Annotated in this window: 22 protein-coding genes; 7 read left to right on the forward strand and 15 right to left on the reverse strand. The window is 43.7% G+C overall.

Annotation, left to right across the window (positions count from 1 at the left end):
- Positions 1–195: 195 nt before the first annotated feature.
- The 4 genes from phaC to OQJ86_RS09705 all read right to left on the reverse strand — a co-directional run bounded on the left by phaC (position 196) and on the right by OQJ86_RS09705 (position 4,388).
- Positions 196–1,971: a class I poly(R)-hydroxyalkanoic acid synthase gene (phaC, locus tag OQJ86_RS09690; RefSeq protein ID WP_265987592.1), complete on the reverse strand. Its 1,776-nt coding sequence runs from the start codon at positions 1,969–1,971 to the stop codon at positions 196–198.
- Positions 1,972–2,037: 66 nt separating this feature from the next.
- Positions 2,038–2,385 (reverse strand): phasin family protein, encoded by a 348-nt coding sequence (locus OQJ86_RS09695; RefSeq protein ID WP_038867394.1) that lies wholly within the window; start codon positions 2,383–2,385, stop codon positions 2,038–2,040.
- 43 nt (positions 2,386–2,428) lie between these two features.
- Positions 2,429–3,637 (reverse strand): acetyl-CoA C-acetyltransferase, encoded by a 1,209-nt coding sequence (locus OQJ86_RS09700; protein ID WP_265987593.1) that lies wholly within the window; start codon positions 3,635–3,637, stop codon positions 2,429–2,431.
- Between the two features lie 10 nt (positions 3,638–3,647).
- Positions 3,648–4,388, reverse strand: a complete 741-nt coding sequence (locus tag OQJ86_RS09705) for an SDR family oxidoreductase (protein ID WP_038867388.1) — start codon at positions 4,386–4,388, stop codon at positions 3,648–3,650.
- Between the two features lie 750 nt (positions 4,389–5,138).
- Between OQJ86_RS09705 and OQJ86_RS09710 the strand changes: the two genes are divergently transcribed.
- Both OQJ86_RS09710 and OQJ86_RS09715 read left to right on the forward strand, forming a co-directional pair.
- Positions 5,139–5,759, forward strand: a complete 621-nt coding sequence (locus OQJ86_RS09710; protein WP_038867386.1) for a LysE family translocator — start codon at positions 5,139–5,141, stop codon at positions 5,757–5,759.
- Positions 5,760–5,770: 11 nt separating this feature from the next.
- Entirely contained in the window at positions 5,771–6,037 is a 267-nt protein-coding gene (locus OQJ86_RS09715; protein ID WP_039974909.1) for a hypothetical protein, read from the forward strand.
- A 253-nt stretch (positions 6,038–6,290) separates the two neighbouring features.
- Here OQJ86_RS09715 and secF read toward each other — a convergent pair whose 3' ends face one another.
- The 4 genes from secF to OQJ86_RS09735 form a co-directional block, all read right to left on the reverse strand.
- On the reverse strand, positions 6,291–7,193 hold the full coding sequence (gene secF / locus OQJ86_RS09720; protein ID WP_038867383.1) for a protein translocase subunit SecF: 903 nt from the start codon (positions 7,191–7,193) through the stop codon (positions 6,291–6,293).
- A gap of 3 nt (positions 7,194–7,196) precedes the next feature.
- Entirely contained in the window at positions 7,197–9,035 is a 1,839-nt protein-coding gene (secD, locus tag OQJ86_RS09725; protein ID WP_265987594.1) for a protein translocase subunit SecD, read from the reverse strand.
- A gap of 166 nt (positions 9,036–9,201) precedes the next feature.
- The gene (locus OQJ86_RS09730; protein WP_038877615.1) at positions 9,202–9,681 is read right to left on the reverse strand and encodes a hypothetical protein; all 480 of its coding nucleotides are present in this window, start codon (positions 9,679–9,681) and stop codon (positions 9,202–9,204) included.
- A 144-nt stretch (positions 9,682–9,825) separates the two neighbouring features.
- Positions 9,826–10,494 carry an SH3 domain-containing protein gene (locus tag OQJ86_RS09735; RefSeq protein WP_265987595.1) on the reverse strand — a complete coding sequence of 223 codons (669 nt, stop codon included), beginning with the start codon at positions 10,492–10,494 and terminating at the stop codon, positions 9,826–9,828.
- Between OQJ86_RS09735 and OQJ86_RS09740 the strand changes: the two genes are divergently transcribed.
- Positions 10,466–11,119, forward strand: a complete 654-nt coding sequence (locus OQJ86_RS09740; RefSeq protein WP_265987596.1) for an ATPase — start codon at positions 10,466–10,468, stop codon at positions 11,117–11,119. The genes OQJ86_RS09735 and OQJ86_RS09740 overlap by 29 nt on opposite strands.
- 478 nt (positions 11,120–11,597) lie before the next feature.
- Here the strand turns inward: OQJ86_RS09740 and OQJ86_RS09745 are convergent, their stop codons facing one another.
- Both OQJ86_RS09745 and OQJ86_RS09750 read right to left on the reverse strand, forming a co-directional pair.
- Positions 11,598–12,206 (reverse strand): class I SAM-dependent methyltransferase, encoded by a 609-nt coding sequence (locus OQJ86_RS09745; RefSeq protein ID WP_265987597.1) that lies wholly within the window; start codon positions 12,204–12,206, stop codon positions 11,598–11,600.
- A gap of 42 nt (positions 12,207–12,248) precedes the next feature.
- The gene (locus OQJ86_RS09750; RefSeq protein ID WP_038867482.1) at positions 12,249–12,710 is read right to left on the reverse strand and encodes an Lrp/AsnC family transcriptional regulator; all 462 of its coding nucleotides are present in this window, start codon (positions 12,708–12,710) and stop codon (positions 12,249–12,251) included.
- A 148-nt stretch (positions 12,711–12,858) separates the two neighbouring features.
- Between OQJ86_RS09750 and OQJ86_RS09755 the strand changes: the two genes are divergently transcribed.
- Both OQJ86_RS09755 and OQJ86_RS09760 read left to right on the forward strand, forming a co-directional pair.
- Complete coding sequence (locus tag OQJ86_RS09755; RefSeq protein ID WP_042604513.1) at positions 12,859–13,785, forward strand: DMT family transporter; 927 nt, start codon at positions 12,859–12,861, stop codon at positions 13,783–13,785.
- Positions 13,786–13,879: 94 nt separating this feature from the next.
- Positions 13,880–14,542 (forward strand): flagellar brake protein, encoded by a 663-nt coding sequence (locus OQJ86_RS09760; protein WP_265987598.1) that lies wholly within the window; start codon positions 13,880–13,882, stop codon positions 14,540–14,542.
- A gap of 58 nt (positions 14,543–14,600) precedes the next feature.
- Here OQJ86_RS09760 and luxQ read toward each other — a convergent pair whose 3' ends face one another.
- From luxQ to OQJ86_RS09785, 5 genes are all read right to left on the reverse strand, one after another.
- Positions 14,601–17,177, reverse strand: a complete 2,577-nt coding sequence (luxQ, locus tag OQJ86_RS09765; RefSeq protein WP_045404618.1) for a quorum-sensing autoinducer 2 sensor kinase/phosphatase LuxQ — start codon at positions 17,175–17,177, stop codon at positions 14,601–14,603.
- Entirely contained in the window at positions 17,177–18,274 is a 1,098-nt protein-coding gene (locus OQJ86_RS09770; RefSeq protein ID WP_265987599.1) for an autoinducer 2-binding periplasmic protein LuxP, read from the reverse strand. Before OQJ86_RS09770 ends, luxQ begins: the two co-directional genes overlap by 1 nt.
- Positions 18,275–18,651: 377 nt before the next feature.
- Positions 18,652–18,963 (reverse strand): GIY-YIG nuclease family protein, encoded by a 312-nt coding sequence (locus tag OQJ86_RS09775; RefSeq protein WP_038877626.1) that lies wholly within the window; start codon positions 18,961–18,963, stop codon positions 18,652–18,654.
- Positions 18,960–19,613: a YceH family protein gene (locus OQJ86_RS09780; RefSeq protein WP_038867365.1), complete on the reverse strand. Its 654-nt coding sequence runs from the start codon at positions 19,611–19,613 to the stop codon at positions 18,960–18,962. The genes OQJ86_RS09775 and OQJ86_RS09780 overlap by 4 nt, the downstream gene beginning before the upstream one ends.
- 93 nt (positions 19,614–19,706) lie before the next feature.
- Entirely contained in the window at positions 19,707–19,922 is a 216-nt protein-coding gene (locus tag OQJ86_RS09785) for a hypothetical protein (RefSeq protein ID WP_042604483.1), read from the reverse strand.
- A 227-nt stretch (positions 19,923–20,149) separates the two neighbouring features.
- Between OQJ86_RS09785 and OQJ86_RS09790 the strand changes: the two genes are divergently transcribed.
- Both OQJ86_RS09790 and OQJ86_RS09795 read left to right on the forward strand, forming a co-directional pair.
- Complete coding sequence (locus OQJ86_RS09790; protein ID WP_005373603.1) at positions 20,150–20,464, forward strand: DUF496 family protein; 315 nt, start codon at positions 20,150–20,152, stop codon at positions 20,462–20,464.
- Between the two features lie 123 nt (positions 20,465–20,587).
- Entirely contained in the window at positions 20,588–21,925 is a 1,338-nt protein-coding gene (locus OQJ86_RS09795; protein ID WP_042600205.1) for an MATE family efflux transporter, read from the forward strand.
- Positions 21,926–21,995 lie beyond the last annotated feature (70 nt).

The following is a 21,995-nucleotide window of genomic DNA, read 5'->3' on the forward strand; positions in this document are numbered from 1 at the left end:
TTCTTTGTAGTTCTGACAATTCAATAGCACTGGCAAAGCTCGAAGAAGTTTTTTCTACCCACAACCGACTCAAACTCTGATTACCACGACTCACGCTTTATAGCTTCACTAAGCCTCCCAAGTTCCCTTAAGGTACGCCAGAAACAAAAAAGGCGACCCTATAGGCCGCCAAATAATACTGCTGTGAGGAGCAGTTTAGGACTCTTTAATAGGCAGAACTTGTCGAACGTATTGACCTGGAGCTTCATCAATAGCCGGATTTTTCTCAGAGCCAACTGGGAAAGGTTCGACCTGCTCTTCTGGGTTGAACTGCATTAACCATTGATGCCAGTGTGTCCACCAAGAACCCTCCTGATGGTTAGCATTGTTAAACCATTCATCAGCAGAATCATCAAGGTTGTCGTTTAACCAGTAGCCATACTTATTTTTAGCAGGATGGTTAACGATCCCCGCGATATGACCAGACTCACCCAACACAAAGGTCTTATTGCCGCCAGTATTGAGTGCACCACGATAGGTTCCTTGCCACAATGCGATATGGTCTTCTTTGGTCGATACAAAGTAGCTCGGGATCTTAATCTTATTCAGATCGATCCAGACGCCACCGATCTTCACGCCCTTGTCTTGAACAAGCTTGTTCTCTAGATAGAGTTCACGCAATAAGAAGTTGTGGGAAGCAGCGCTCACATTGGTGCTGTCGCTGTTCCAGTACAGAAGATCGAAGTCTACAGGGCTGTTGCCTTTGAGGTAATTGTCCACATAGTAGTTCCAGTACAGACTGTTCTCGCGTAATAGGCTGAAGGTAACACTGAGTGAGCGGCCATCCATGTAACCTTTCGCGTTGTTTTGCGTCTCAATTGCACTGATGATGGTATCGTTGATGTACGCCCCTACTTCGCCCGGCTGAGAGAAGTCCAGTAGAGTGGTAAAGAAGCTTGCAGATTTAATGCGTTTCTTCATACGTTTCGCAGCATAGTACGCCACGGTACTGGCCAAGACCGTACCACCAATACAGTAACCAGCCGCATTTATCTGCTCTTGGCCCGTTACGTCTTCGATGGCCGTAACTGCTTTGGCGACGCCTTCCGTCACGTAGTCACCAAACTCAACTTGAGCTTGCTCTTTACCTGGGTTGCGCCACGACATCATAAACACGCTATGACCTTGCTCTAACAACCAACGAACCATTGAGTTCTTCGCGGTTAGATCAAGGATGTAGTATTTGTTGATAAACGGCGGGACGATAAGCAGTGGCGTTGCATTGATTTTTTCTGTCAAAGGACGGTATTGAATGAGCTCAAACAACTCATTTTGAAACACAACATCGCCTGCGGTTGTCGCCACATCATCACCAACACGGAAAGCATTGTTGTTTGTCATTCGTACTTTCAGAATGTCTGCGCTTGACTCTACGTCCTCTTTCAGCTTTTCCAAACCCGTTAGAAGGTTCTCACCATTTTGCTCTAACGTCAGTTTAAGCAGCTCTGGGTTAGTCGCGATAAAGTTTGAAGGAGAGAGTGCATTGATGGCTTGGCGAGAGAAGAAGGTAATACGTTCTTTCGTCTTCTCATCCAACCCTTCTATAGAATCCAGAGTGTCGAGATAAGTCTTACTAAACAATAGGTAGGATTGTTTGATGAAGCTGTACATCGCTTCGTTTTGCCAAGCTTCGTTAGAGAAACGCTTATCGCCCTTCTCTGCTTCGATGATTTGTGCCTGATTACCAGCTAACGCCACGTTCTGCCATATTTGCAGTTGTTGCTCCCACCACTCAGCTTGGAGTTTTAAAATCGCAGCTGGTTGATTGGCGGCTTGTTCGAACAGTTTAGCCGTATCTTCGAAGTTCACTTCTTGCATGGCCTTATTCAAAGGAGAATTCACGACTGCCTTGTTGACTTCGAAATCATGCCACCACTGATGATTGGTTTCTTGAAGCTTAACAAGATAGTCCGAAAAGAAGTGCTGAAACATAGTCTTACTCCTATATTCGGAAAGAATAACGCCGCCCAAGAACTCGGGCGGCGAAAAGTGGACGTATTACGCAGGAGTAACAGTCTTTAGATTTTCCGAAGTCATTTGTTCAACGTCTTCTTTGAATTCTTTTGCGATAGATTGCAACTTGTTGCTGTCATCCATCATTTGTTGAGAAAGCTTTGTAAGCACGCTTAGTTGCTGGCTGTTAAACGCCGTTAAAGAAGTGACGTCTTTGATTTCTGACGCTGCTTTCATTTGGTTTAGGCCAACTTCGCTATATGTGCGGATTGCATTCAGTTGAAGCTCTGTAAGCACTTCTACATTCTTGGTCACTAGCTTGTTGAACTTCAAGTATGGTTCAAGGTTCTTTTCAGTTTGATCGCTAAAAGTTTTGAAGAAATCAGTGTACATGGTTTATCTCCTAGAGAAAGAATTAAAATATCCGTTTAAATAACTACTTAACTGCTTTTACAACCACAGCCGTGCCCATACCGCCGCCTACACAAAGTGAAGCAACACCGTACTGACCGTCTTGTTTGTGAAGTTCGTGTACTAACGTAACCAAAATGCGGTTACCTGATGCACCTAGAGGGTGGCCCAATGCGATTGCACCACCATTAAAGTTGGCTTTGTCTTGAATTGAGCTCACGGGAACTTGGTTGGTTTCTGCCAATTTATGAATCACACCCAAAGCTTGTGCAGCAAAGGCTTCATTCAACTCATAAACGTCAATATCGCTGGTTTTCAGGTCGGCTTTGTTCAACGCTTTGTTTACCGATTCAACCGGACCAAGACCCATAATTTTTGGATCCAGACCAGACTGCGCATAACTTACGATTTCAGCGATTGGCGTTAAGCCGAGTTCCTGAACTGCACTCTCAGAAGCAAGGATAATGGCACTAGCACCGTCATTAATGCCGGAAGCGTTGCCTGCTGTTACCGTACCTTCACGGTCAAAAGCTGGGCGCAGTTTACTCAAGCCTTCCAGTGTTGCGTTTGCTTTAGGGTATTCATCCGTATCAAACACGACGGTTTCACGACGTTGTTTAACTTCGACCGGCACAATTTCGTCTTTGAACTTACCCGCTTCAATCGCAGCGACAGCCTTTTGTTGGCTCGCTAGCGCATATTCGTCTTGCTGTTGGCGCGTCAAACCAACCTCTTTCGCAACATTTTCGGCGGTAACACCCATGTGGTATTGGTTGTAAACGTCCGTCAAACCGTCAGCAATGAGGAGATCTTTCAACTCCATGTTGCCCATCTTATTGCCATCACGTACAACGCTAGGCACGATGAATGGGATTTGTGACATTACCTCGACACCTGCAGCCACAACCACTTGTGCATCGCCACTGCGAATATGAGAAACGCCATCCATGGCAGTTTTCATACCACTGCCGCAAACCATGTTCACGCCATAAGCTGGCACAGACTCGGGAATACCGGCAAACATCGCGGCTTGACGACCAACGCCCATACCTTGCCCTGCTGCGATAACGTTACCAACGATCACTTCATCAACTTTATCGCCCGTTAGTGATGCCGCCTCAAGCGCACCTTTAATTGCAACCGCCGCTAGATTGCCCGCTGACGTGTTTTTTAAGCTTCCGCCAAACGCGCCAATCGGTGTACGTTTCGCTGCAATAACAAATACTTTTTCCATCATCTTCTCCTTAGCTCATGTATAGGCCGCCGTTCACCGAAAGTGTTTCACCGGTGATGTAAGCGCCTGCATCACTCACTAAGAAGCTTACGGATGATGCAATTTCTTCAGGCGTTGCTAAACGCTTCATTGGGATCTGGTTGGTGATAGACTCCAGCACTTCCGGTTTCATTTGTTCAACCATTGGTGTCCCTGTGTAACCCGGAGCAATAACGTTTACCGTTACGCCGGAGCGAGCCCCCTCATATGCTAATGCTTTAGAAAAACCAATCATGCCAGCCTTAGCCGCTGAATAGTTTGCTTGACCAAACTGGCCTTTCAGACCATTAACAGAAGAGATGTTAATAATACGACCACCACCTTTTTCGCACATGGTTGCAAAAAGCGGCTGTGTCACGTTGAACAAGCTATTTAGGTTGGTATTAATGACGTCGTTCCAAGCTTGTGCAGTCATCTTTTTAAACACGCCATCGCGTGTGATTCCTGCATTATTGACGACGACATCAACGGTTCCTTCTTCCTCAAGTAAAAGTGCTAGTTTTTCAGCACATTGAGCGGTGTTAGTTACATCTAGTTCAAAAAGACGTACCTGATCTTTATTGAACCCTTTTTCATTAAACCATTCCAACGCACACTCATAGTTACCAGTAAAGTAAGTAGCAATTACTCGGTAACCATCATTAACTAATTGAGAGGAAATAGCAGAACCAATTCCGCCTTTTGATCCAGTGATCAAAGCGACTTTCTTCATTGAAGACTCCATTCTTAACGGCATTAAAAAGCGAATTAAGACACTGGCGAAATATTTCGCCAACTGACATATAAATTTATTCTTGTGGCAACAAATCCTCTGCTGCCTTTTATTTTAAGTTAACCTAGAAATATTACATTTCAAATAAAAAACTCATTAATTTGCATAAGATTGATTTAGATCTCACTAGCAATGAAATGTTATAGAAAGGTTGAGTGCACTTAAGCAATTGATTCAAAAAGACTTAAATTATAGACAACTTAATCAACAATGATTAAAACCAACATTATTTCAGTCACTTATACGAATTTTTATGTTTATTGCATTTGCAAAGAGTGAAAGATCATCTTTGGTTTCTAAACTAATAATTCTCAATTAAATCATTGGAGTAATAGTTCCAATAGATGACCTTACAAATATTAAATACATCATTTATTTAGATGTCATCTTGCATTAAAACTTAAATTAGCATCAAACCTTTAATGACAATTAAATCAACGTAAAATAAATAAAAATCCTGAAACATTTTCCTTAATATAGGCTTATTTAAAAACCGATTTTTTATAAATGTCACCATTTGGTGCATGCAAGCACTAATATGTCGCAATCATTTAATTACTATTTTATTTTTATTAAATAGTTGAAAGGTAGATGGATGTCCAAGAAGGTAACGACTTTTATCTATGGCATCGAAGAGCACTTTGCACTATCTTTGTTGCCTGACTAGCTAATAATACAATAATCACTAATATGAATACCGCTTTGCTGACCATGTTTATCCCCACCTTTTTCTTTGTTTCTATCACGCCTGGCATGTGTATGACACTCGCGCTCACGTTAGGCATGAGCATCGGCTACCGAAGAACCCTGTGGATGATGGCAGGAGAATTAGTTGGGGTGGCGCTGGTTTCTGTCTCTGCAGTACTTGGTATTGCCGCAATCATGCTCAACTACCCATGGCTGTTTACTGCGCTCAAACTGATTGGCGCTAGCTACCTGCTCTATCTGGGAATTGAAATGTGGCGTTCACGAGGTAAGCTCGCAATCAATGTTGATAGTATTGATGTCCCGACTAGTGGTAACTGGGATTTGGTACTTCAAGGGTTTATTACAGCCATCGCAAATCCAAAGGGGTGGGCGTTCATGATTTCACTTCTCCCTCCGTTTATCGATCAAAGTGCAGCACTCACGCCTCAACTTGTTGTTCTCGTCTCTATTATTTTGCTATTTGAGTTCATCTGTATGTCTCTTTACGCTACTGGTGGCAAAGGACTTAAACGTTTACTAGGCCAATCAAAAAACGTGCGCTTGATGAACCGAATTGCAGGCACTTTGATGATGGGTGTCGGTGTTTGGTTGTTATTGAGCTAATTCAGCAAGCAATGACACACATCTTAGATAAGTTCAAACAGACCATTCGTGAGGCGCTCGATTTTCAGGCTCGCGTGTGGGTAGTAAACGTCTATACGGGAGAGCACAAAGGCGAGTCTTATGTGGTGAATGAGGACAGCTTTTCGGAACCATTACAGTGGATGAAGAAGAAAGGTTATCAAGATGCCATGCTCACCAAAGTTGAATCGATGAAGCGTTCCCAAATCATAGAGTTCGATCTTGGTTCAGTGAAGCATCGCCTAATGCGCGTTAAGTAACACCTTCTTTTATTTTATTTCTCGTTTCTCTAGATAAAAAAGCGCCACTCAAGTTGAGTGGCGCAAGCACTTTTACCTATACCAATCAGGGTAAGTAGATGGTCACATCATCGCGCAAGAAAAATCGCTTAGAGCAAGGCATAGATTGCAGCTAACTAGTTAACCTACCTACAAAATCTATAACGTAGCTATCAGCGATTTTAACCAGCAATGATGACCAAATATCTATTCTGATTGGTTTACACACCAAACATTATGGTGCAGTGTCGATCTCTACTGGTAGGTAGTGTTTTGGTTCTAGCTTCAACCATTCCGGAAGCACCGTACCAATCGAGATAGATGACCACGTACCCGATAGTACGCCGATAAACATTGCTGTTGAGAAACCAGCAAGAGCTGAGCCCCCCATTATCCATAGTGCTCCAACAGTGATAAGCGTTGTACCAGACGTCACCATAGTACGGGAGAACGTCGCCAGTACCGCTTCATCGTTAATTTGTTCCGTTTTCCAACTTTGCTTAGCAACCAGTAACTCACGAATTCGGTCTGCAATGATAATCGAGTCATTCAACGAGTAACCGAGAATAGCGAGAATCGCTGCGAACACCGTTAAATTGAATTCCATTTGGGTAATAGCAAAGAAACCCAGAACGAGAATAACGTCGTGCGCAAGAGCGAACAATGAACCACTTGCTAAACGCCACTCAAAGCGGAAACACAAGTAACCAAGAATTGTCAGTACTGAAACCAGTAGCGCTAAACCACCTTGATCGAACAAATCCTGACCTACTTGAGCCCCTACGATACTGTTACTTACAACTTTCACTTCATGTGAGATCGGCTTAAGCGTCTCTGCCACACTTGGTAAAGTTTGACCCTCTGTTGGTGCTGAATAGCGAATCACCCAACGACCATCCTCACCAGAACGAGTTACTGATGTCGAGTCACCCAACTTAGGTTGCAGTGCATTCAATAAATCGTGGTTCGTTAGTTGTTTATCGACTTTCACTTCGGTAACCATACCACCAGTGAAATCAAGACCTAAGTTTAGTCCCTTCATACCAAGGGCGACCAGCGCAATGACCGTTAGAACAACAGAAACAAACGTTGTGAAGTAACGAATCTTGCGGATATTTTGTTTTAGCATTTCAACCATGATTTAAACCCTTACATCACGACGGCCATCACGGCCCCAAATTAAATTAATCATTGCACGAGAAGCGAATACGCCAGTAAACATACTGGTCATCAGACCCAAGCCTAGTGTTAAAGCAAAGCCCTGAATTGGACCGTTACCGATCGCGTATAGAATCACTGCTGTGATCATGGTGGTGATGTTGGCATCAAGGATGGTTGCAAATGCACTGTCAAAACCGAGGTCAATCGCTTGAGCGAAGCTGCGACCCTCTCGCATTTTGTCCTTAATACGTTCAAAGATAATTACGTTGGTATCCACTGCCATACCTACGGTCAATACCAAACCGGCAATACCAGGCAATGTAAGTACCGCGCCTGGAAGCAGCGCGATTAAGCCAAGCAAGCAAAGCATATTTGCACAAAGTGCTACGTTTGCAACCCAACCTAAACGACGGTACCAAAGCGCCATAAAGGTGAGCGTTAAGCCCATACCTAGCGCAAGCGCAGCAAAGCCGTTTTGAATGTTTTCTGCACCAAGAGAAGCACCAATTGTGCGCTCTTCAACAATCGTTACTGGGGCAGTTAGAGAGCCTGCACGCAGAAGCAAAGCTAGTTGTTGCGCTTCATCCATGCTGCCAGCACCTGTGATGCGGAATTGGCTACCAAGTTGAGATTGAATCGTTGCAACACTGATGACACGTTCACTGCGCTCTGTCATGCCGCGTTCATTTGTATTGTACTCACGGTACACGGTCGCCATAGGCTTACCAATGTGAGTCGCGGAGAAGTCACTCATCTTCTTACCACCCGCGTGGTCTAGAGAGATGTTTACTTCTGACATGCCCATTTTATCCACGCCGGCACGTGCGTTTACAATGTGCTCACCAGTAAGGACAGGACGTTTAGCAAGAATAACGGTACGGCCATCGTTGTCTTTTAGAACAAGATCTTGGCTGCTTCGTGCTTGGCTTGCATCTTTCACTTCATAGAAAGCAAGACTCGCTGTTGCACCGATAACGTTTTTCGCTTGGGCAGGATCTTGAACACCAGGAAGTTCGATACGAATACTCTCTTTACCTTGACGTTGAACCATCGCCTCGGTAATACCGAGTTCTTCTATACGACCGCGCATGATCTTCAAGTTTTGTTGCAACGTAGTCGTTTGGAACTCTTGGATGTTTTGTTCACTTGGTTGAAGTTCAAAGCCTCGGTCTGTGCTTGTCATCGTCCAGCCAGGGTAGTTTTGGCGAAGGAATTGGCTTGCTGCTTTCAAGCCTTCCTCGTTTTCACTGTTTACCGCAATGTGGTTGCCCGCTTCGGCGCGAACCTGAACACCACGAACACGCTCTTCACGAAGGCTTGCTTTGATCTCGTCTACTAATGCGTCACGTTGTTCTTCGAATGCTTTATTTACATCTACGTTCAGTAGGAATTGCACACCACCACGTAAATCCAAACCTAGCTTGATTGGGCTAAAGCCCATTTCATTTAGCCACTCTGGTGCAACCGATACGTAAGAGAACGTAATGCTGTCGTCTTTGTTCAATTGTTCGTTTAACAGAGCCCTCGCTTTACTTTGTGCATCTTCGCCATCGAAAACGATTGTAGTTTGGCCGTCTTTCTCAATGATCTTCGACGCAGGAATGTGATGCGACTTTAATAGCTGATCCAATTGAACCACTGACATCGCACTGTTGTTTTGGTCAGCAAACGTAACCTGAATAGACGGCTGCTCGCCAAACCAAGTTGGGATTGCGCTCAAAGTTAAGATGATAACGGTCGTAATTAATACGACATATTTCCATGCTGAGTAATGGTTCAGCACTTTTCTGGTTTTTTGTGGTTTCGGTGTTTTCTTCATGTAAACATCATCCATTCACTAATCAGTGAATATTCAAATAGTTAAATTCAAGACACGACAAAACGATTACCCAACTAAAAGCAGGTATGGAATGCGCAGAACGATCACTCGCCCTGTAAAAATGTTGTCGTGTTAAGAATGCACAAGATGTGCAGAGTGATGGTGTTTAAGCTGAAAACTGACTATTGAGAGCGACGTACATGGCATTAGTGTCTTTCCAACCAGCAATGCGATGGTCACTAACAAAATGGTGAAAGGTAGATTGGTTTTGACGCCAACTGATGTCCATTAGGCTATAAGCATAACCAGCATCGGCGTAAAAAGGACTGGTTAGATCGCCAACGAAATCAACATGTTCGTCGTCGATATTCTCACGTAGGTGCGATGTCCAACGCTGAGAGTTAAAAATAGCGAATGAATCTTGGCTGGCATGCCCCTCTGAAACAGGAGACTGAGTAGACTCTTCTGTCAGCTCGGAGATATCAACCGGAGAGTTCGTTGCGGAGTTAGCAACCGTAAAAGGTTGTAACTTAGAGAAGTGAGGTAAATGCGATTTATGCTCTAACTGCGCAGCAGAAGCTTGCATTGGCGATAGCACCATTGCAAGTAGCAGCAAAAACAGTTTTCTAACGTAAATCCAAGGCATGATAGCTCACTTAAAACAAAACGAGCCGAGTTCTTCAACTCAGCTCGCAGATAGTATTCCTATTGCTTATAGTTAACAACTAAAAAGTTATAAATCTCTGTTTCCAACCTTGGAAAACAACATCCACCAGCGTTCAACAGACATTCATCGATAAAATATTTCACCTTTATCGACATCTAAATAGATTTTGTTTTCTTGTTCTAGCCCGCCGCAATATATGAAATACACATTGCGCTTTTTATACGTCACAGAGCGAACCCATCCTCCAAGCTCTTCGAAGTCACTAGGCGCACACGTTTCGTCATCAAGCAATTGCTGCGTTTTATTACGGAATATATCTAAGTGTACTTTCAAATCATCGGACTTTTGTAAGTAGCTGTCCAATATTTCCAAGCGCTCTTGTTCTTTAATCACCGGTTGTGAATCCGATAGCTCTTTCGCATCGACCCATTCTGCCGTTTCTTCCCCGCCCTCTTCATAAACAATGTAATCCGAGAGGCGAAACCAACCATCAGCTTTCTCCAGCACCGATACTTTCTCACCCTTATATAGAGCATCAACAATCAATGATTGGTTATCGGGTTTGTTATACACGTTGATGCGGCGTTCTGTGACATAGTATTCGGTGACCTCTGGAGCAGGCACTTCCAAATCCATGATAGGTTTTGGTTCCTCTTTTGGACCCACCTCTTTTTCAGGCTTAAGCGGCGCTTCAGCGACAGGCTCGTCTTTTTGCATAAAGAAGAAGTAGTACCCTGCCCCAGCGCCTCCAAGCAGAAATAAAATGACCAGTGCAATCAGTGCTTTCTTCATGTCCTATTCCTTTTCTTCTTTATATCAACGACGCCCATACAGCATCTATACTGATAGCAGATGCATAACTTACGTGACAACAATGATGAACAAGCTCAAATGGATATTGCTCCTAGTTCCGCTTCCAGCATTCGCCAATATTCAATGTGACCACGCTTCGTGGAATGACAATCTTACCCAATTCAGTCGTTTAGAGTCCAATTACAATGAACATGCTCGCTTGTTTAATGAGAGCCTAAAAGAATACAACGATAGTCAGATGTACTCACAAACATTTTCAACGAATGAGTTAAGCAAACTTTGGCGTACGCCTTCCAATAAAAACCGCTTGAAAAAGCAATTGTTGGAGTCAGAGGAACAACGAGAGGATTTCATCGAAATGTCACGCGCTATAAACGCCCTGATGCATCGCTCTCAAACCATCGCTGAAAATTGGAAACGCATTGTCTTTTATTGCCAGAAGGAAGGCGCTAAGTCGAACGAGATCACGGCGAACTGGTATCTGACCAATACATTAGAAATGCAAAATGACTTCCGAATTTTGGCAGGAAAGTACCTCACACTTGCCAATCAATATGGCATGGAAATCGACGCTATTAATTATGCACGAAACAGCTCTGAATGATTCTGTTCATATTGGGATTGTTCCCCCTTTCAAATTGAGCAATTAATAATCAAACAGGTCATTTTATAGAGACATCCGTCACAATAACGCTTTACTTACGACCAGTTTTTGGGTAATTTACCCATTAACAAAATTTAATATAAAGTCACATTTGGCTGGAGATGATGCTACAAAAATGGTTATCAATCGATTAAGTAACAGGGATTGTCCTAATGCTACCAAAGCCAAGTTTTTGTCAGTAGTTAGGCACGTTAAACAGTTCGGTTCAATCAGTGACTTGGACCTTTGTAAAATCTTCGGAGAGACAATTTGGAGCGATGGGAGGGAATACCATTCAGCCGCGTTCTCATTTAAGGTTGATAGACACACAGGCAACTGTGAGATCTCAAAATACAAATACCAATAAGGCTTAAAAGAATCACCAAGCGGAGTCAGGCAACTGACTCCGTTTTTTATTGCTCGCTAAACGAAAGGCGATTTAATGTTTTGGCATCACAATAGTGAAATCGTGCTCGGAATACCCTTCAACCAAATAACTGTCCTTACATAACAGTCGGCAATAACGCAGTATTCCCTCTTTGTTGTGCGATTCAAGCATCTTCATACTCGGTAACTTTGCCTCATCCAATAAGTTAAACGCACAGACTATCTTCGCCGCCCGATACATCTTCTCAATCATCTCGACAGTATGATTTGGATTAGCTGATTGATAATTCAAAGAGCCAGAAGCCAAGACATAGTCCGCACTCGGCAGCACAAGTTTGGAAAAGTCTCCTCGTATGTGATCCGCGTGTGTTTTAAAGGCTCTTTGCCTAGCCACAGAAATGAACTGCTTCTGCTGGTCAATTCCGATATAGCCAGATAAGCAGATATCTTTTTGCTCTAAATATTCAAGTAAATCAGCATAACCACATCCGATATCTACAAGGCTCGCACCATCAAGCGGCAAATCATGACACAAGACTTCAAAGCGACTTACTTGGCTAAACTTGTCCTGCCAACCTAATGTTTTTGCCTTGTCGTCACCAAATTGCTTATATCGTTTACGGTGATAATGAGCGATACGCAGCCTATCTAACCACTTCATGTTTACTTACCTTTCGAAACCACTTTATGATTTAGCATCAACTTAAGTCTGAGTATAAATAGGAAGATTACCATTACCCTTCACTTGTCGAATGGCTAAGTGCGTGTGGATGTCTTTTACATTTTCCAATCGTTGTAATTTTCGAGTAAACGACTCATAACCCATCAGATCTTTGCTTACGACTTCGAGCAGATAGTCGTACGCCCCAGAAACAACATGACAAGAGATGACCTCTTCCATATCACCGATGGCTTGTTCAAAATCATCAATAGAGGTTGCTTGGTGATTATTCAAACTGACCTCAACAAACACCGTCATCGCGATGCCCGCTTTATCACGTGAAATCATTGCCCTATAACCGCTAATGACCCCCTCCTGCTCTAGACGTTTGATCCTTCTTGCACAAGGTGAGGCAGAGAGTCCGACTTTATCTGCAAGCTCACTCGTCGTCATCGTCGCGTCTTGTTGAATCAAATGAAGTAATTGGCGATCTATTTTATCCATTTCATCATCCATGCCAAATTTCACTAACAAAAGCTTTCATTGAGATTAAAATCATCAATATCGAGCAATATAGCGCTATATTTTGCCACCATTAATCGTCACTTTCATCCGATAATTAACACATTATTCACAAAACATTGGACACATGATGGCTTTAGGATACGCCGCGATGCTCACCACCCTTTTTCTTTGGGCTGGTTTTTTTCTGTCCCTCAAAGGCGGGGCGATTTCTAATCTTGAGCCAGCAGACATTGCTCTCACCCGATTTCTCATCCCGGCCTTAGTCTTATTTCCATTCGTCATCAAATCGATGGATCACGTGCGCGCGGTCCCCAACAAATACCTCCTCGGTCTCCTTCTTGGCAGTGGCTTGCCTTACTTGTTGATTGTTGGCACTGCAATGCAGTTTGCCCCTGTCGCGCATGGCAGTGCTCTCGTCCCAGGAACCTTGCCTTTATTTGTATCTGCTATCGCGGTAATTTGCTTTCAACAACCACTCAGCCGGCATCGAATTATTGGTCTCTCGGCGGTGTTGTTTGGTATAGCTGTTTTTTTATTGTCCAACTTGGCAAGTGAATACAATTGGCCCCAACTTAAAGGGCATTTTTTGTTTTTGCTGGGTAGTTTGATGTGGGCCACGTTTACTATCAGTGCTCGTGTAGCAAATTTGAGTGCACAGGTTTGCGCTGGGTTTGTATCGATCATCTCGTTTGCGATGCTTATCGTTGCCATCGGTTTTGGTTGGACAGACAGTTACCTCGCCATCACTCCCTTAAACAAATGGCCATGGAGTGAACTCTTTGGACATATCTTACTGCAAGGTGTTGGCGCTGGGTTAGTTGCCTCTTTCACCTTCCTCTATGCCGTAAAAAACATTGGGGCAGAAGCGAGTGCAGCCTTCGGTTCCTTAACCCCGGTGCTCGCGACTTTGCTGGCGATACCGGTTTTCAACGAAAGACCAGATATTTTAACTTGGTGCGCACTCTTTTTGGTTACGTGTGGCAGCATTGTGGCAAGCAATGTTTTAATGAAACAAGACCCTGGTCAAAAATATCAGCCCCCCGTTCACAGATAAGAATAAAATTGCACGACTTTTGTCTCCGACTATTGAAAGCCAAAATGCCGTTTTGATAACCTGTTGGGCATAATAAATTACAACGTCAGATGTTATGCCTTCAACTCACAGCAAAGACGAATTACATCGATTTTTAAAAACAGGAATGCGCCTCTGGGTTAACTTCGAGTTCAGCTCGGAAGACAAATACAGTTACGCTGCGACTTATATTGGATTGAAAGAAAACGCTTATATCATTCTCGATATTCCAACACGGCTACTGGAAGAACAAGCACTCCGTAAGCTCAACAATGTCGATGTGGTCATTCGAGGCGTTTCAGATACGGATTTGGGACACGTGATTGCTTTTAAAACCAGCGTTCTGATGAATATTCTACGTCCATCTCCGTTGTTATTTATTCGTATTCCCGCCACATTCGCGACCAAGCCCGTGCGAGAACATGAACGCTACAAGCTACAGCTGGGTTGCGCTATCGACCATATGAACAATAAATACGAAGGCTGCTTGATTGATTTCTCGTTATCCGGTTGTGGGATCTCAACCATGATAGAACCAGAGTTCTTAGTAGGTGATAAGATCACGATAGACTCACCTCTAAGCGGTTATATTGATGATGACAATCGCTGCTCCGTTGCAAACATTAAGAAACTTGCCAAGGGTTGGATTATTGGAGTGCAATTTGCGGAGCCTTTGAATATGACGGAAGAACTCAAAACAGAGTTGCTTGAACAATCCTTTTCTGCAGCGACAATATAACGAATCAGTAGTGTCAACGATAAGAGGGGCCACTACGCCCCTCTGTTTCGGTTTTTAATTACGTTCTTTCTACTAAGAATCGCTGCTTGAAATCGACAAATGCCTCGTGCAATGCGTTCTCTTTGATCGGTTTGAGCAGCACATAGTTCGCCCCTGCTGCCATAAATGCGTCACTGGTTTCTTTTGCAGTATCTGCAGTACATGCGTAAATAGGCGTGCCCAGCCGTAAATTCTGGCGTATCTCGTGCGTCGTTTCGATACCACCAAGGTGCGGCAGTTGATTATCCATCAATATCAGATCGTAATTATTGTCAGACAGATATTCCATCGCCTCTAAACCGTCTTTCGACCAATCCACCTGCATTTTGTATTTCTTACAAAATGCTTGAAGGATAAAGGCATTGGTATGATTGTCTTCCACCAGCAAGACTTTTAAGCTTTCATCAAACAAGGCTTCTGGTTTTACACGCTGACTGGCATCCAAAGGACGAAGTACACGCGCTCGGTCTTTCACAGGTAGCGTGACGACAAATGTGGTGCCATGTCCTTTGCTACTACGAACTTGAACGTCACCTTCTAGCATGTCGACAAGGTTCTTCACGATGGTCAAACCTAGGCCACTACCGCCGTATTCACGAGTGGTTGTTGCCTCTTCTTGAACGAAAGGTTCGAACATTTGGTCAAGCTTATCCGATTCAATACCAATCCCTGTATCGATGATCTCAACAACCAAGACACTGTTCTCTGCGCCATAAAATTGCTCTAACTCTGCTTTTAGATGAACGCTTCCGGATGGCGTGAACTTCACCGCATTGCTGACTAAGTTAAACAAAATCTGATTGAGTCGAACTTGATCAGTAAAGATTTCGACATCTTGATCGAGCTTGTTCTCAATGATGAGTTCAACGCTCTTGTTATTACAAATTGGACGATAGATGTTGTCTAGCGTGCGAATGGTGTCATTAAACGAAAACGGGTGCTTTTGAATATTGAACTTACCTTGCTCAATCTTGGAAAAGTCTAAGATATCATTCAAAACTGCCAATAAATGCTCACCACTATGGCAAAGCACATCGATTTGATTCTTCTGTTCTTCGGTTTCCACCGTATCTTTTAATAACTGTGCGACACCCAAAATACCGTTAATTGGCGTTCGAATTTCATGGCTCATCTTTGCGAGAAAATCAGCACGAGCTTGCGCGGACTTTTCTGCCTCACGCCGTGCAATGTTACTCTGCTTTTCGGCTTCGATGAGGGTCGTGATATCTTGACCCTGAACGATAATACCGCTGATATCACCATCAACACGAATTGGCGATAAATTCCAACGGTATATCTTGTTGCCAATAGGTACGTTAACCCCTGTCAATGTCGCTCCTTGAGCAGCCATTTTCAGGTGTGGGGTCAGTTTCTCTTTGAAACCTTGGAAGACCGGATGCATAGTTTCATGATCGTCATCTATCACCAACTCTTTGCGTGCTGCTGGGTTCATCTGAATCAAGATACTTTCTTCCGACCAAACCATGATTGGCGATAACGCAAAATTAAACAGATCTCGGAAAGACTTCTTCTGCGCTTCTAGCTCTTCAAAGGTGCTTTCCAGCGTTGATCCTATATGATCAAACTCTTCAATATTTGAACCGTTAAATCGTTCAAACCCTTTTTCCTCACGCGCGGAACGCGTGTAAGACATCAATGATTCCAGTTGAGCCGAGACTTTACTCTCAATCCATTCCTTGGTCAGCAACGCAATCATAATCATGCCAACAATCGAAGCCAGCATGGCTAAAAGGTGCTGGATTTGCAGCGTCACGACACTGTGATTATCTTGCACCGTGAGCAAATACAATTCTGTCGTCACCGCATTAACTTCAATCGGAGTTTCTATGACGAGCAGCTTATCGAGTTTCTTTTGTGATCCTTTACGCTGCAATACGTCTGCAACACTGTATGCTTCATCCCCTATGAGAGAGTTTGCTAGCGGGACATTGTTGGCAACCATTACGACGTTATCCACGTTACTCTCGCTTTTAAGTTTTTCCATTAGTGCGAAATTGTTATCTAACACAACCACATTAAAGGAAAAACCCAAGACCTCTCCGGTCGGCGGGGCTATTACGGGTACACGGCGAAGCAACATATGTCGAGAACCAATCGAGGTCATCACATTAACGTAATACCAGTTGTTACTGAACGTGACGCGATTGGCGAGACTATCAAGGATAAGATCGTTCACGCCATAAAAGTGTGCATTGCCATCATCCCAAATGATGCCTTTATGGTCAGTCAGAAAACGAAATTCTGGTGTATGAGCAGGATCGCTTTGGTCAATACTGAGGAAGAAGTAATTCAACGCATCTGTATTTCTGTCGACGTAAAAATTACGAATCACTTCACTTTTTGTATTGCTATCGTGATGGATTTGAATCGCCGCGAAATGGCTATCGAAAATGTTGTGTATCAGAGCAGAAGTTTGTTGCTTGGTCCTGTCTACTTCTTGCCAAATGATCTGTTTAGAGAAGTAATAGCTCTGAATAAAAATCCCGAGAATGATCGGGGCGAGAACAAGAATGATGATCTTTGTAATGAGCGTCGCAAGAGAGCGACGCTTTTTGGCGTTTGAACGTATTGTCATCAATTATCTGAGTATCTAAATGCACGCTTCTTAAGCGCTTCGATTCTTTCCGGTGAATCCGCTTTCGTGACAATTTCAAAATCACCGGAATACACGGTAGGTACTGGCTTTCCTTCCAAGTCCCACTTAATGGCTTCTGCCATCGCAATCCCGGTGTCGTCATTCATACGCATGACAGTAATGTCGAGATCGCCTTTTTGGATGGCGTCTAACTCGGCAGAGCCCCCACCCCATCCGTTAATCATAATGTCTTCTCTTCCCAATTCAGAAAGCGCATCAACCACACCCAACGCCACATCAGTAGAGCAAGCATAAATAAAATCAACATCTGGGTATTTGGCTAAACTCGCTTTCGCAGCATCGTAACCAGACTGCTTTGTTGCTTTTGTATAGTAGGCTGATTGTAGCTCAAAGTTATTATCACGGTTAACTTGGTGAATAAAAGTATCACCTCTTACGTCACTAATGTAACCCTCAGAAAAATAAAGCACGCTGTAATAAGTGTGTTTTGGGAAGTACTTTCCGAATTCCGTTGCTAATTCTCGACTGCCCTCTGCATGGTCAAACCCAACATATAAAAACGGCTGATGTTTGTCCCACTCTCGTACTGGCGTAGTGATATTTTGTAAAATCAGCTTGGTATTTGTTGAATCCAATACATGTTCAACAAATTTACGATGTCTGGTGGTATCCAGAGTGAAGATTAAGTAATCAGATTTACTTTTTAATGCTTCCATTAAAGACAAACTCTGTTGCTTTATATCGGCATTCGGACGCGTAAACACTTGGTTAATTTGATAGTTAATATTCAACTTATCTAAACGCTTTTCAAAAGCAGCAATGTTTCGTACCCAGTAATCTGACACTTGTTGACCCGGATATACGACGGATATTTTAAGTGGACGTGTTCTGGTTTTAGAGAATGGCACAGGACGTTCGCGAACGGCTTCTGCTAAGGCATTGGTCAGCTTTCTTTGCTCAGGAAACTCATCAAGAAAATCTTGGTATGCCCAATAGCCATTAAGCACTTGTGTCGCATGTGAAATCGGTGAAAAACCGATCATAGAAATCAGAGAAAGTAGTACCGCTTTTTTCATGTGTTGCTCTTATAGTTTTTTATGGAGCATGTCGCTGCTCTATTTTATTACCTAGCCGAGTCATCCTTTACCCTATTTGCACATATCCATAAAAGCCCGCTTGTATACCCAAGTAACTTCAGATGCTTGAGTCTCTATAAATGTTTCTATTAAGCCTTGCGGGGCATTACCGTATTATGTGTTACTACCGACGGAAATGATACCCACCCCCGTCAAAAATAAACCGCCATTTGAAGGCGGTTTGTCTTTTTGAAAAAGAAGTGTTTGCTTGAGGTATCAAACCTTGGATTAGCAGCACAGTTTTGCATTTTCTGACTCATTCAACATCGCGTTTGAATGGCGTTATTTTTGCTCTTGTTTTTCCGTGCACGTTTGACTTACCGCATTTGAAAAGAAAGCGTTTGATTGTCATCGACGTTGATCTTCGCGACTTCTTCTACCAATTGCTCTTTCTTTGTTTTGGTCAGTTGTTTGATGAAATATTCCGCTTTCATCGCAACACTTTTACTTTCAAAACAAGATGACCACTCCAAAGTCAGTGGCCCCTTCCCTTTCAGTGCTTTCGCACCTTTTCCCGTTTGATGCTGTTTAAAGCGTCGCTGTACATCATTCGTCACACCACAATACAGTGCATCGCGGTTGTTTCGGATCAGATACACACTCCAGCTTTGCTCGGCAATGTCACTCATGAAAGCAGCGACGCGACCTGTTCTTTTAGTGCTTCTAATTCTTCACGAAGTTGCACTACTTCTTGTTCTAGCTGAGCAACGCGCTCGGCACCGGCAGAAGAAGGAGCAGATGACGCTACGGCCAGTTCGCTCATGTCAACTTCACCACAGAATAGGTGCATGTAACGAGACTCACGTTTACCTGCCTCACGAGGAAGTTTTACAACAAGCGGGCCTCTTTCTTCACCAGCTAAAAGCTCAAGTGCGTTTTCAACTTCTTTAACATCATTGAAAGTAGCAAGACGGTTTGTTCGCGTACGGATCTCACCCGGCGTTTGAGCACCACGTAACAGCATGCAACACACGATGCCTTTCTCTTGTACGCTAAGCTGTAAATCGCCGAACTCTGTATTACAGAATCGATGCTGATACTTACTCACTCGACTATTAAAACTGCTTTCATCACTTACAAGTCGACGCTCAATGAGCGCATCCACTGCATCTAAAACGTCAGCTTCAGATAAAGACATAACCGGCTCGCGGTTACTTTTTTGATTGCACGCATTCGTTAGCGCGTTAAGGCTCAGAGGGTATTGGTCGGGGGTAGTCACTTCTTTTTCGATCAAGCAACCAATTACTCGTGCTTCAATTGCCGTTAGCTCAACTTTCATAATGCATTTCCTTATTATTTTTGCATTTGAATTTGGGTATCAGGCTAAAGCATAGCGCATGGACCTGACACCCTTTGCGATTCGGGGTAGGTCTTAATGCTCTGATAAGATCGACACTTTGGTCATCTTTCCATTCTCATCAACCATCATTATCTTCGAACGGTTGAGTTCGACTTCTGTGATTTCGAGTTGTGTTCTTGCTGTAACGTAAGCCGCTTTAAGTTTATCTGCCAATGAGTCGGTGGTTGATTCCATTTCTTGGCTTTCGACTTGCTCCGCAGTATTACCAGAGTTCATTTCGAGCTTCATCATATTGTCTTTAATGAAGCTGATAATATAGCGTCAAAACTCCTATGACAACGAGTTGGGGCATTTCAGTGAACGATAATCCAAGCTTTTCAGTAACGAGTGTTAACAACACATCAGAATTGGTGGATAAATGTTCAACCCTACGCCACGTTTGATCTAAAGACTGTTATGCCACGAGATGTTGTGCTTTAATCGAGTCAGATATTCACAAATTAGGAAAGGGAACCATGAGTAGCGTATTTGAAATCGTGAACCAAGCTCGTCGTAAAAACAAACTAAAACGTGAGCTGCTTGATAACGAGAAAAAAGTTCGTGATAACCGTAAGCGTGTAGACCTTCTAGAGAACCTACTAGACTACATCAAACCTGAAATGACTCACGACGAAATCGTAGCGATCATCAAAAACATGAAAGCTGATTACGAAGACCGCGTTGACGATCACATCATCAAGAGTGCAGAAATCTCTAAAGCACGTCGTGACATCAGCCGTCGTATCCGCGAACTGACTGAAGAAGACAAGCAAACTAGCGGCAAAAAATAAGCCGAATTAGTTTCAGAATTCAACCCCGAGCAGGGATAACTTGCTCGGGGTTTCTTTTTGTCTCTTTGTTGTACACTGTGTACAATAAAATCAACTTCAGTTCCAAAAACATTCAACGTTCCTATGCCTTTAACTTCTTCTACCGCACAACCGACGCTAGCAAAACAACTATTTACTATGACATGGCCAATGCTCTTTGGTGTGTTGTCGTTGATGAGCTTTCAGCTAGTCGACAGCGCCTTCATAGGCCAACTAGGTGTGCTACCTCTCGCTGCACAGGGCTTTACTCTACCACTTCAAATGGTGGTTATCGGTATTCAAGTCGGCCTTGGCATTGCAACAACCGCTGTAATTTCAAAAGCATTAGGCGCAAACGATACCCGCTATGCAAAGCAATTAGGCGGTCTGGTTTTAATGATCGGATCGGTGGGCGTAGCAGTATTCGGCTTGCTCATTTGGTTGTTGCGCTACCCTATTCTCTCACTGTTGAGCGCACCTGATACCGTAATGCCAATTATCGACAGTTACTGGCCTTGGTGGCTGTTGAGTTCTTGGGTAGGTGCGGTGCTGTATTTCTACTACAGTATCTGCCGCGCAAATGGCAACACCATGCTACCTGGCACCATGATGATGGTCACCAGCGGCGTGAACTTAGTGCTCGATCCGTTGTTTATCTTCACGTTTGATTTGGGGATTAACGGCGCAGCAATTGCCACCGTCATCGCCTTTGGTTTCGGTATATTGGTCGTCGCTCCTCGTGTTCAAAAAAACCATTGGGCAACCTTCCAGTGGCAGGATTTGAATGTGGTTAAGAGCATCACGTCCATCGGTAATATCATGGGCCCAGCGATGATCAGCCAGCTTCTACCACCTCTATCATCTATGTTAGCGACCAAGCTACTTGCAGGCTTTGGTACGGCGGCAGTTGCATCTTGGGCTTTGGGCTCGCGCTATGAATTTTTTGCGATTGTATCGGTATTGGCGTTAACCATGTCAATGCCGCCGATGGTCGGACGCTTATTAGGAGCGAAAAACTACACCGACATTCGCGCATTGGTGTCTATTGCCGTTAAGTTCATCCTTGGTTTCCAGTTGTTGATTGCGCTAGTAACCTTTGCCGCAGCTAACCCACTCGCCTTACTTATGACAAGTGATACTCAAGTAGAACAAGTCTTGCACATGCACTTGATGATTGTCCCAATCAGTTTAGGTTCACTTGGGGTGTGCATGTTGATGGTGTCGATTTGTAACGCACTGGGGAAATCTTATACCGCACTAACCATCTCAGCCCTGCGCCTGTTTTTGTTCTTCCTACCGTGTCTATGGGTAGGGGCTCAGGTGGGAGGCATTCAAGGTCTACTGATTGGCGCTTGTATTGGTAACCTTATGGCTGGAATCGCGGCTTATATTACGTACCAAAAAACCATTAATAAGCTCTCAGCTCAACAAGTCTCAATGTAACGACGCTTTCGAGTAACGCCGAAAAACAAAGCCCTCACTTCAACGGCGAGGGCTTTGTTGTTTTAAAAAC

The organism is Vibrio sp. Sgm 5 (assembly GCF_026241575.1).
Lineage (GTDB): Bacteria > Pseudomonadota > Gammaproteobacteria > Enterobacterales > Vibrionaceae > Vibrio > Vibrio jasicida.

Excerpts from the sequence above, each read along its gene's own strand:
- secD (WP_265987594.1), bottom strand. The coding sequence starts at position 9,035 with ATGAAGAAAACACCGAAACCACAAAAAACCAGAAAAGTGCTGAACCAT.
- OQJ86_RS09775 (WP_038877626.1), bottom strand. The coding sequence starts at position 18,963 with ATGAGTGACATTGCCGAGCAAAGCTGGAGTGTGTATCTGATCCGAAAC.
- OQJ86_RS09755 (WP_042604513.1), top strand. The coding sequence starts at position 12,859 with ATGGCTTTAGGATACGCCGCGATGCTCACCACCCTTTTTCTTTGGGCT.
- OQJ86_RS09785 (WP_042604483.1), bottom strand. The coding sequence starts at position 19,922 with ATGAAGCTCGAAATGAACTCTGGTAATACTGCGGAGCAAGTCGAAAGC.
- phaC (WP_265987592.1), bottom strand. The coding sequence starts at position 1,971 with ATGTTTCAGCACTTCTTTTCGGACTATCTTGTTAAGCTTCAAGAAACC.
- OQJ86_RS09700 (WP_265987593.1), bottom strand. The coding sequence starts at position 3,637 with ATGGAAAAAGTATTTGTTATTGCAGCGAAACGTACACCGATTGGCGCG.
- OQJ86_RS09795 (WP_042600205.1), top strand. The coding sequence starts at position 20,588 with ATGCCTTTAACTTCTTCTACCGCACAACCGACGCTAGCAAAACAACTA.
- OQJ86_RS09695 (WP_038867394.1), bottom strand. The coding sequence starts at position 2,385 with ATGTACACTGATTTCTTCAAAACTTTTAGCGATCAAACTGAAAAGAAC.
- OQJ86_RS09715 (WP_039974909.1), top strand. The coding sequence starts at position 5,771 with ATGACACACATCTTAGATAAGTTCAAACAGACCATTCGTGAGGCGCTC.
- OQJ86_RS09745 (WP_265987597.1), bottom strand. The coding sequence starts at position 12,206 with ATGAAGTGGTTAGATAGGCTGCGTATCGCTCATTATCACCGTAAACGA.
- OQJ86_RS09705 (WP_038867388.1), bottom strand. The coding sequence starts at position 4,388 with ATGAAGAAAGTCGCTTTGATCACTGGATCAAAAGGCGGAATTGGTTCT.
- OQJ86_RS09790 (WP_005373603.1), top strand. The coding sequence starts at position 20,150 with ATGAGTAGCGTATTTGAAATCGTGAACCAAGCTCGTCGTAAAAACAAA.
- OQJ86_RS09735 (WP_265987595.1), bottom strand. The coding sequence starts at position 10,494 with ATGAAGAAAGCACTGATTGCACTGGTCATTTTATTTCTGCTTGGAGGC.
- OQJ86_RS09760 (WP_265987598.1), top strand. The coding sequence starts at position 13,880 with ATGCCTTCAACTCACAGCAAAGACGAATTACATCGATTTTTAAAAACA.
- OQJ86_RS09710 (WP_038867386.1), top strand. The coding sequence starts at position 5,139 with ATGAATACCGCTTTGCTGACCATGTTTATCCCCACCTTTTTCTTTGTT.
- OQJ86_RS09780 (WP_038867365.1), bottom strand. The coding sequence starts at position 19,613 with ATGAAAGTTGAGCTAACGGCAATTGAAGCACGAGTAATTGGTTGCTTG.
- OQJ86_RS09730 (WP_038877615.1), bottom strand. The coding sequence starts at position 9,681 with ATGCCTTGGATTTACGTTAGAAAACTGTTTTTGCTGCTACTTGCAATG.
- OQJ86_RS09750 (WP_038867482.1), bottom strand. The coding sequence starts at position 12,710 with ATGGATAAAATAGATCGCCAATTACTTCATTTGATTCAACAAGACGCG.
- secF (WP_038867383.1), bottom strand. The coding sequence starts at position 7,193 with ATGGTTGAAATGCTAAAACAAAATATCCGCAAGATTCGTTACTTCACA.
- OQJ86_RS09770 (WP_265987599.1), bottom strand. The coding sequence starts at position 18,274 with ATGAAAAAAGCGGTACTACTTTCTCTGATTTCTATGATCGGTTTTTCA.
- luxQ (WP_045404618.1), bottom strand. The coding sequence starts at position 17,177 with ATGACAATACGTTCAAACGCCAAAAAGCGTCGCTCTCTTGCGACGCTC.
- OQJ86_RS09740 (WP_265987596.1), top strand. The coding sequence starts at position 10,466 with ATGACCAGTGCAATCAGTGCTTTCTTCATGTCCTATTCCTTTTCTTCT.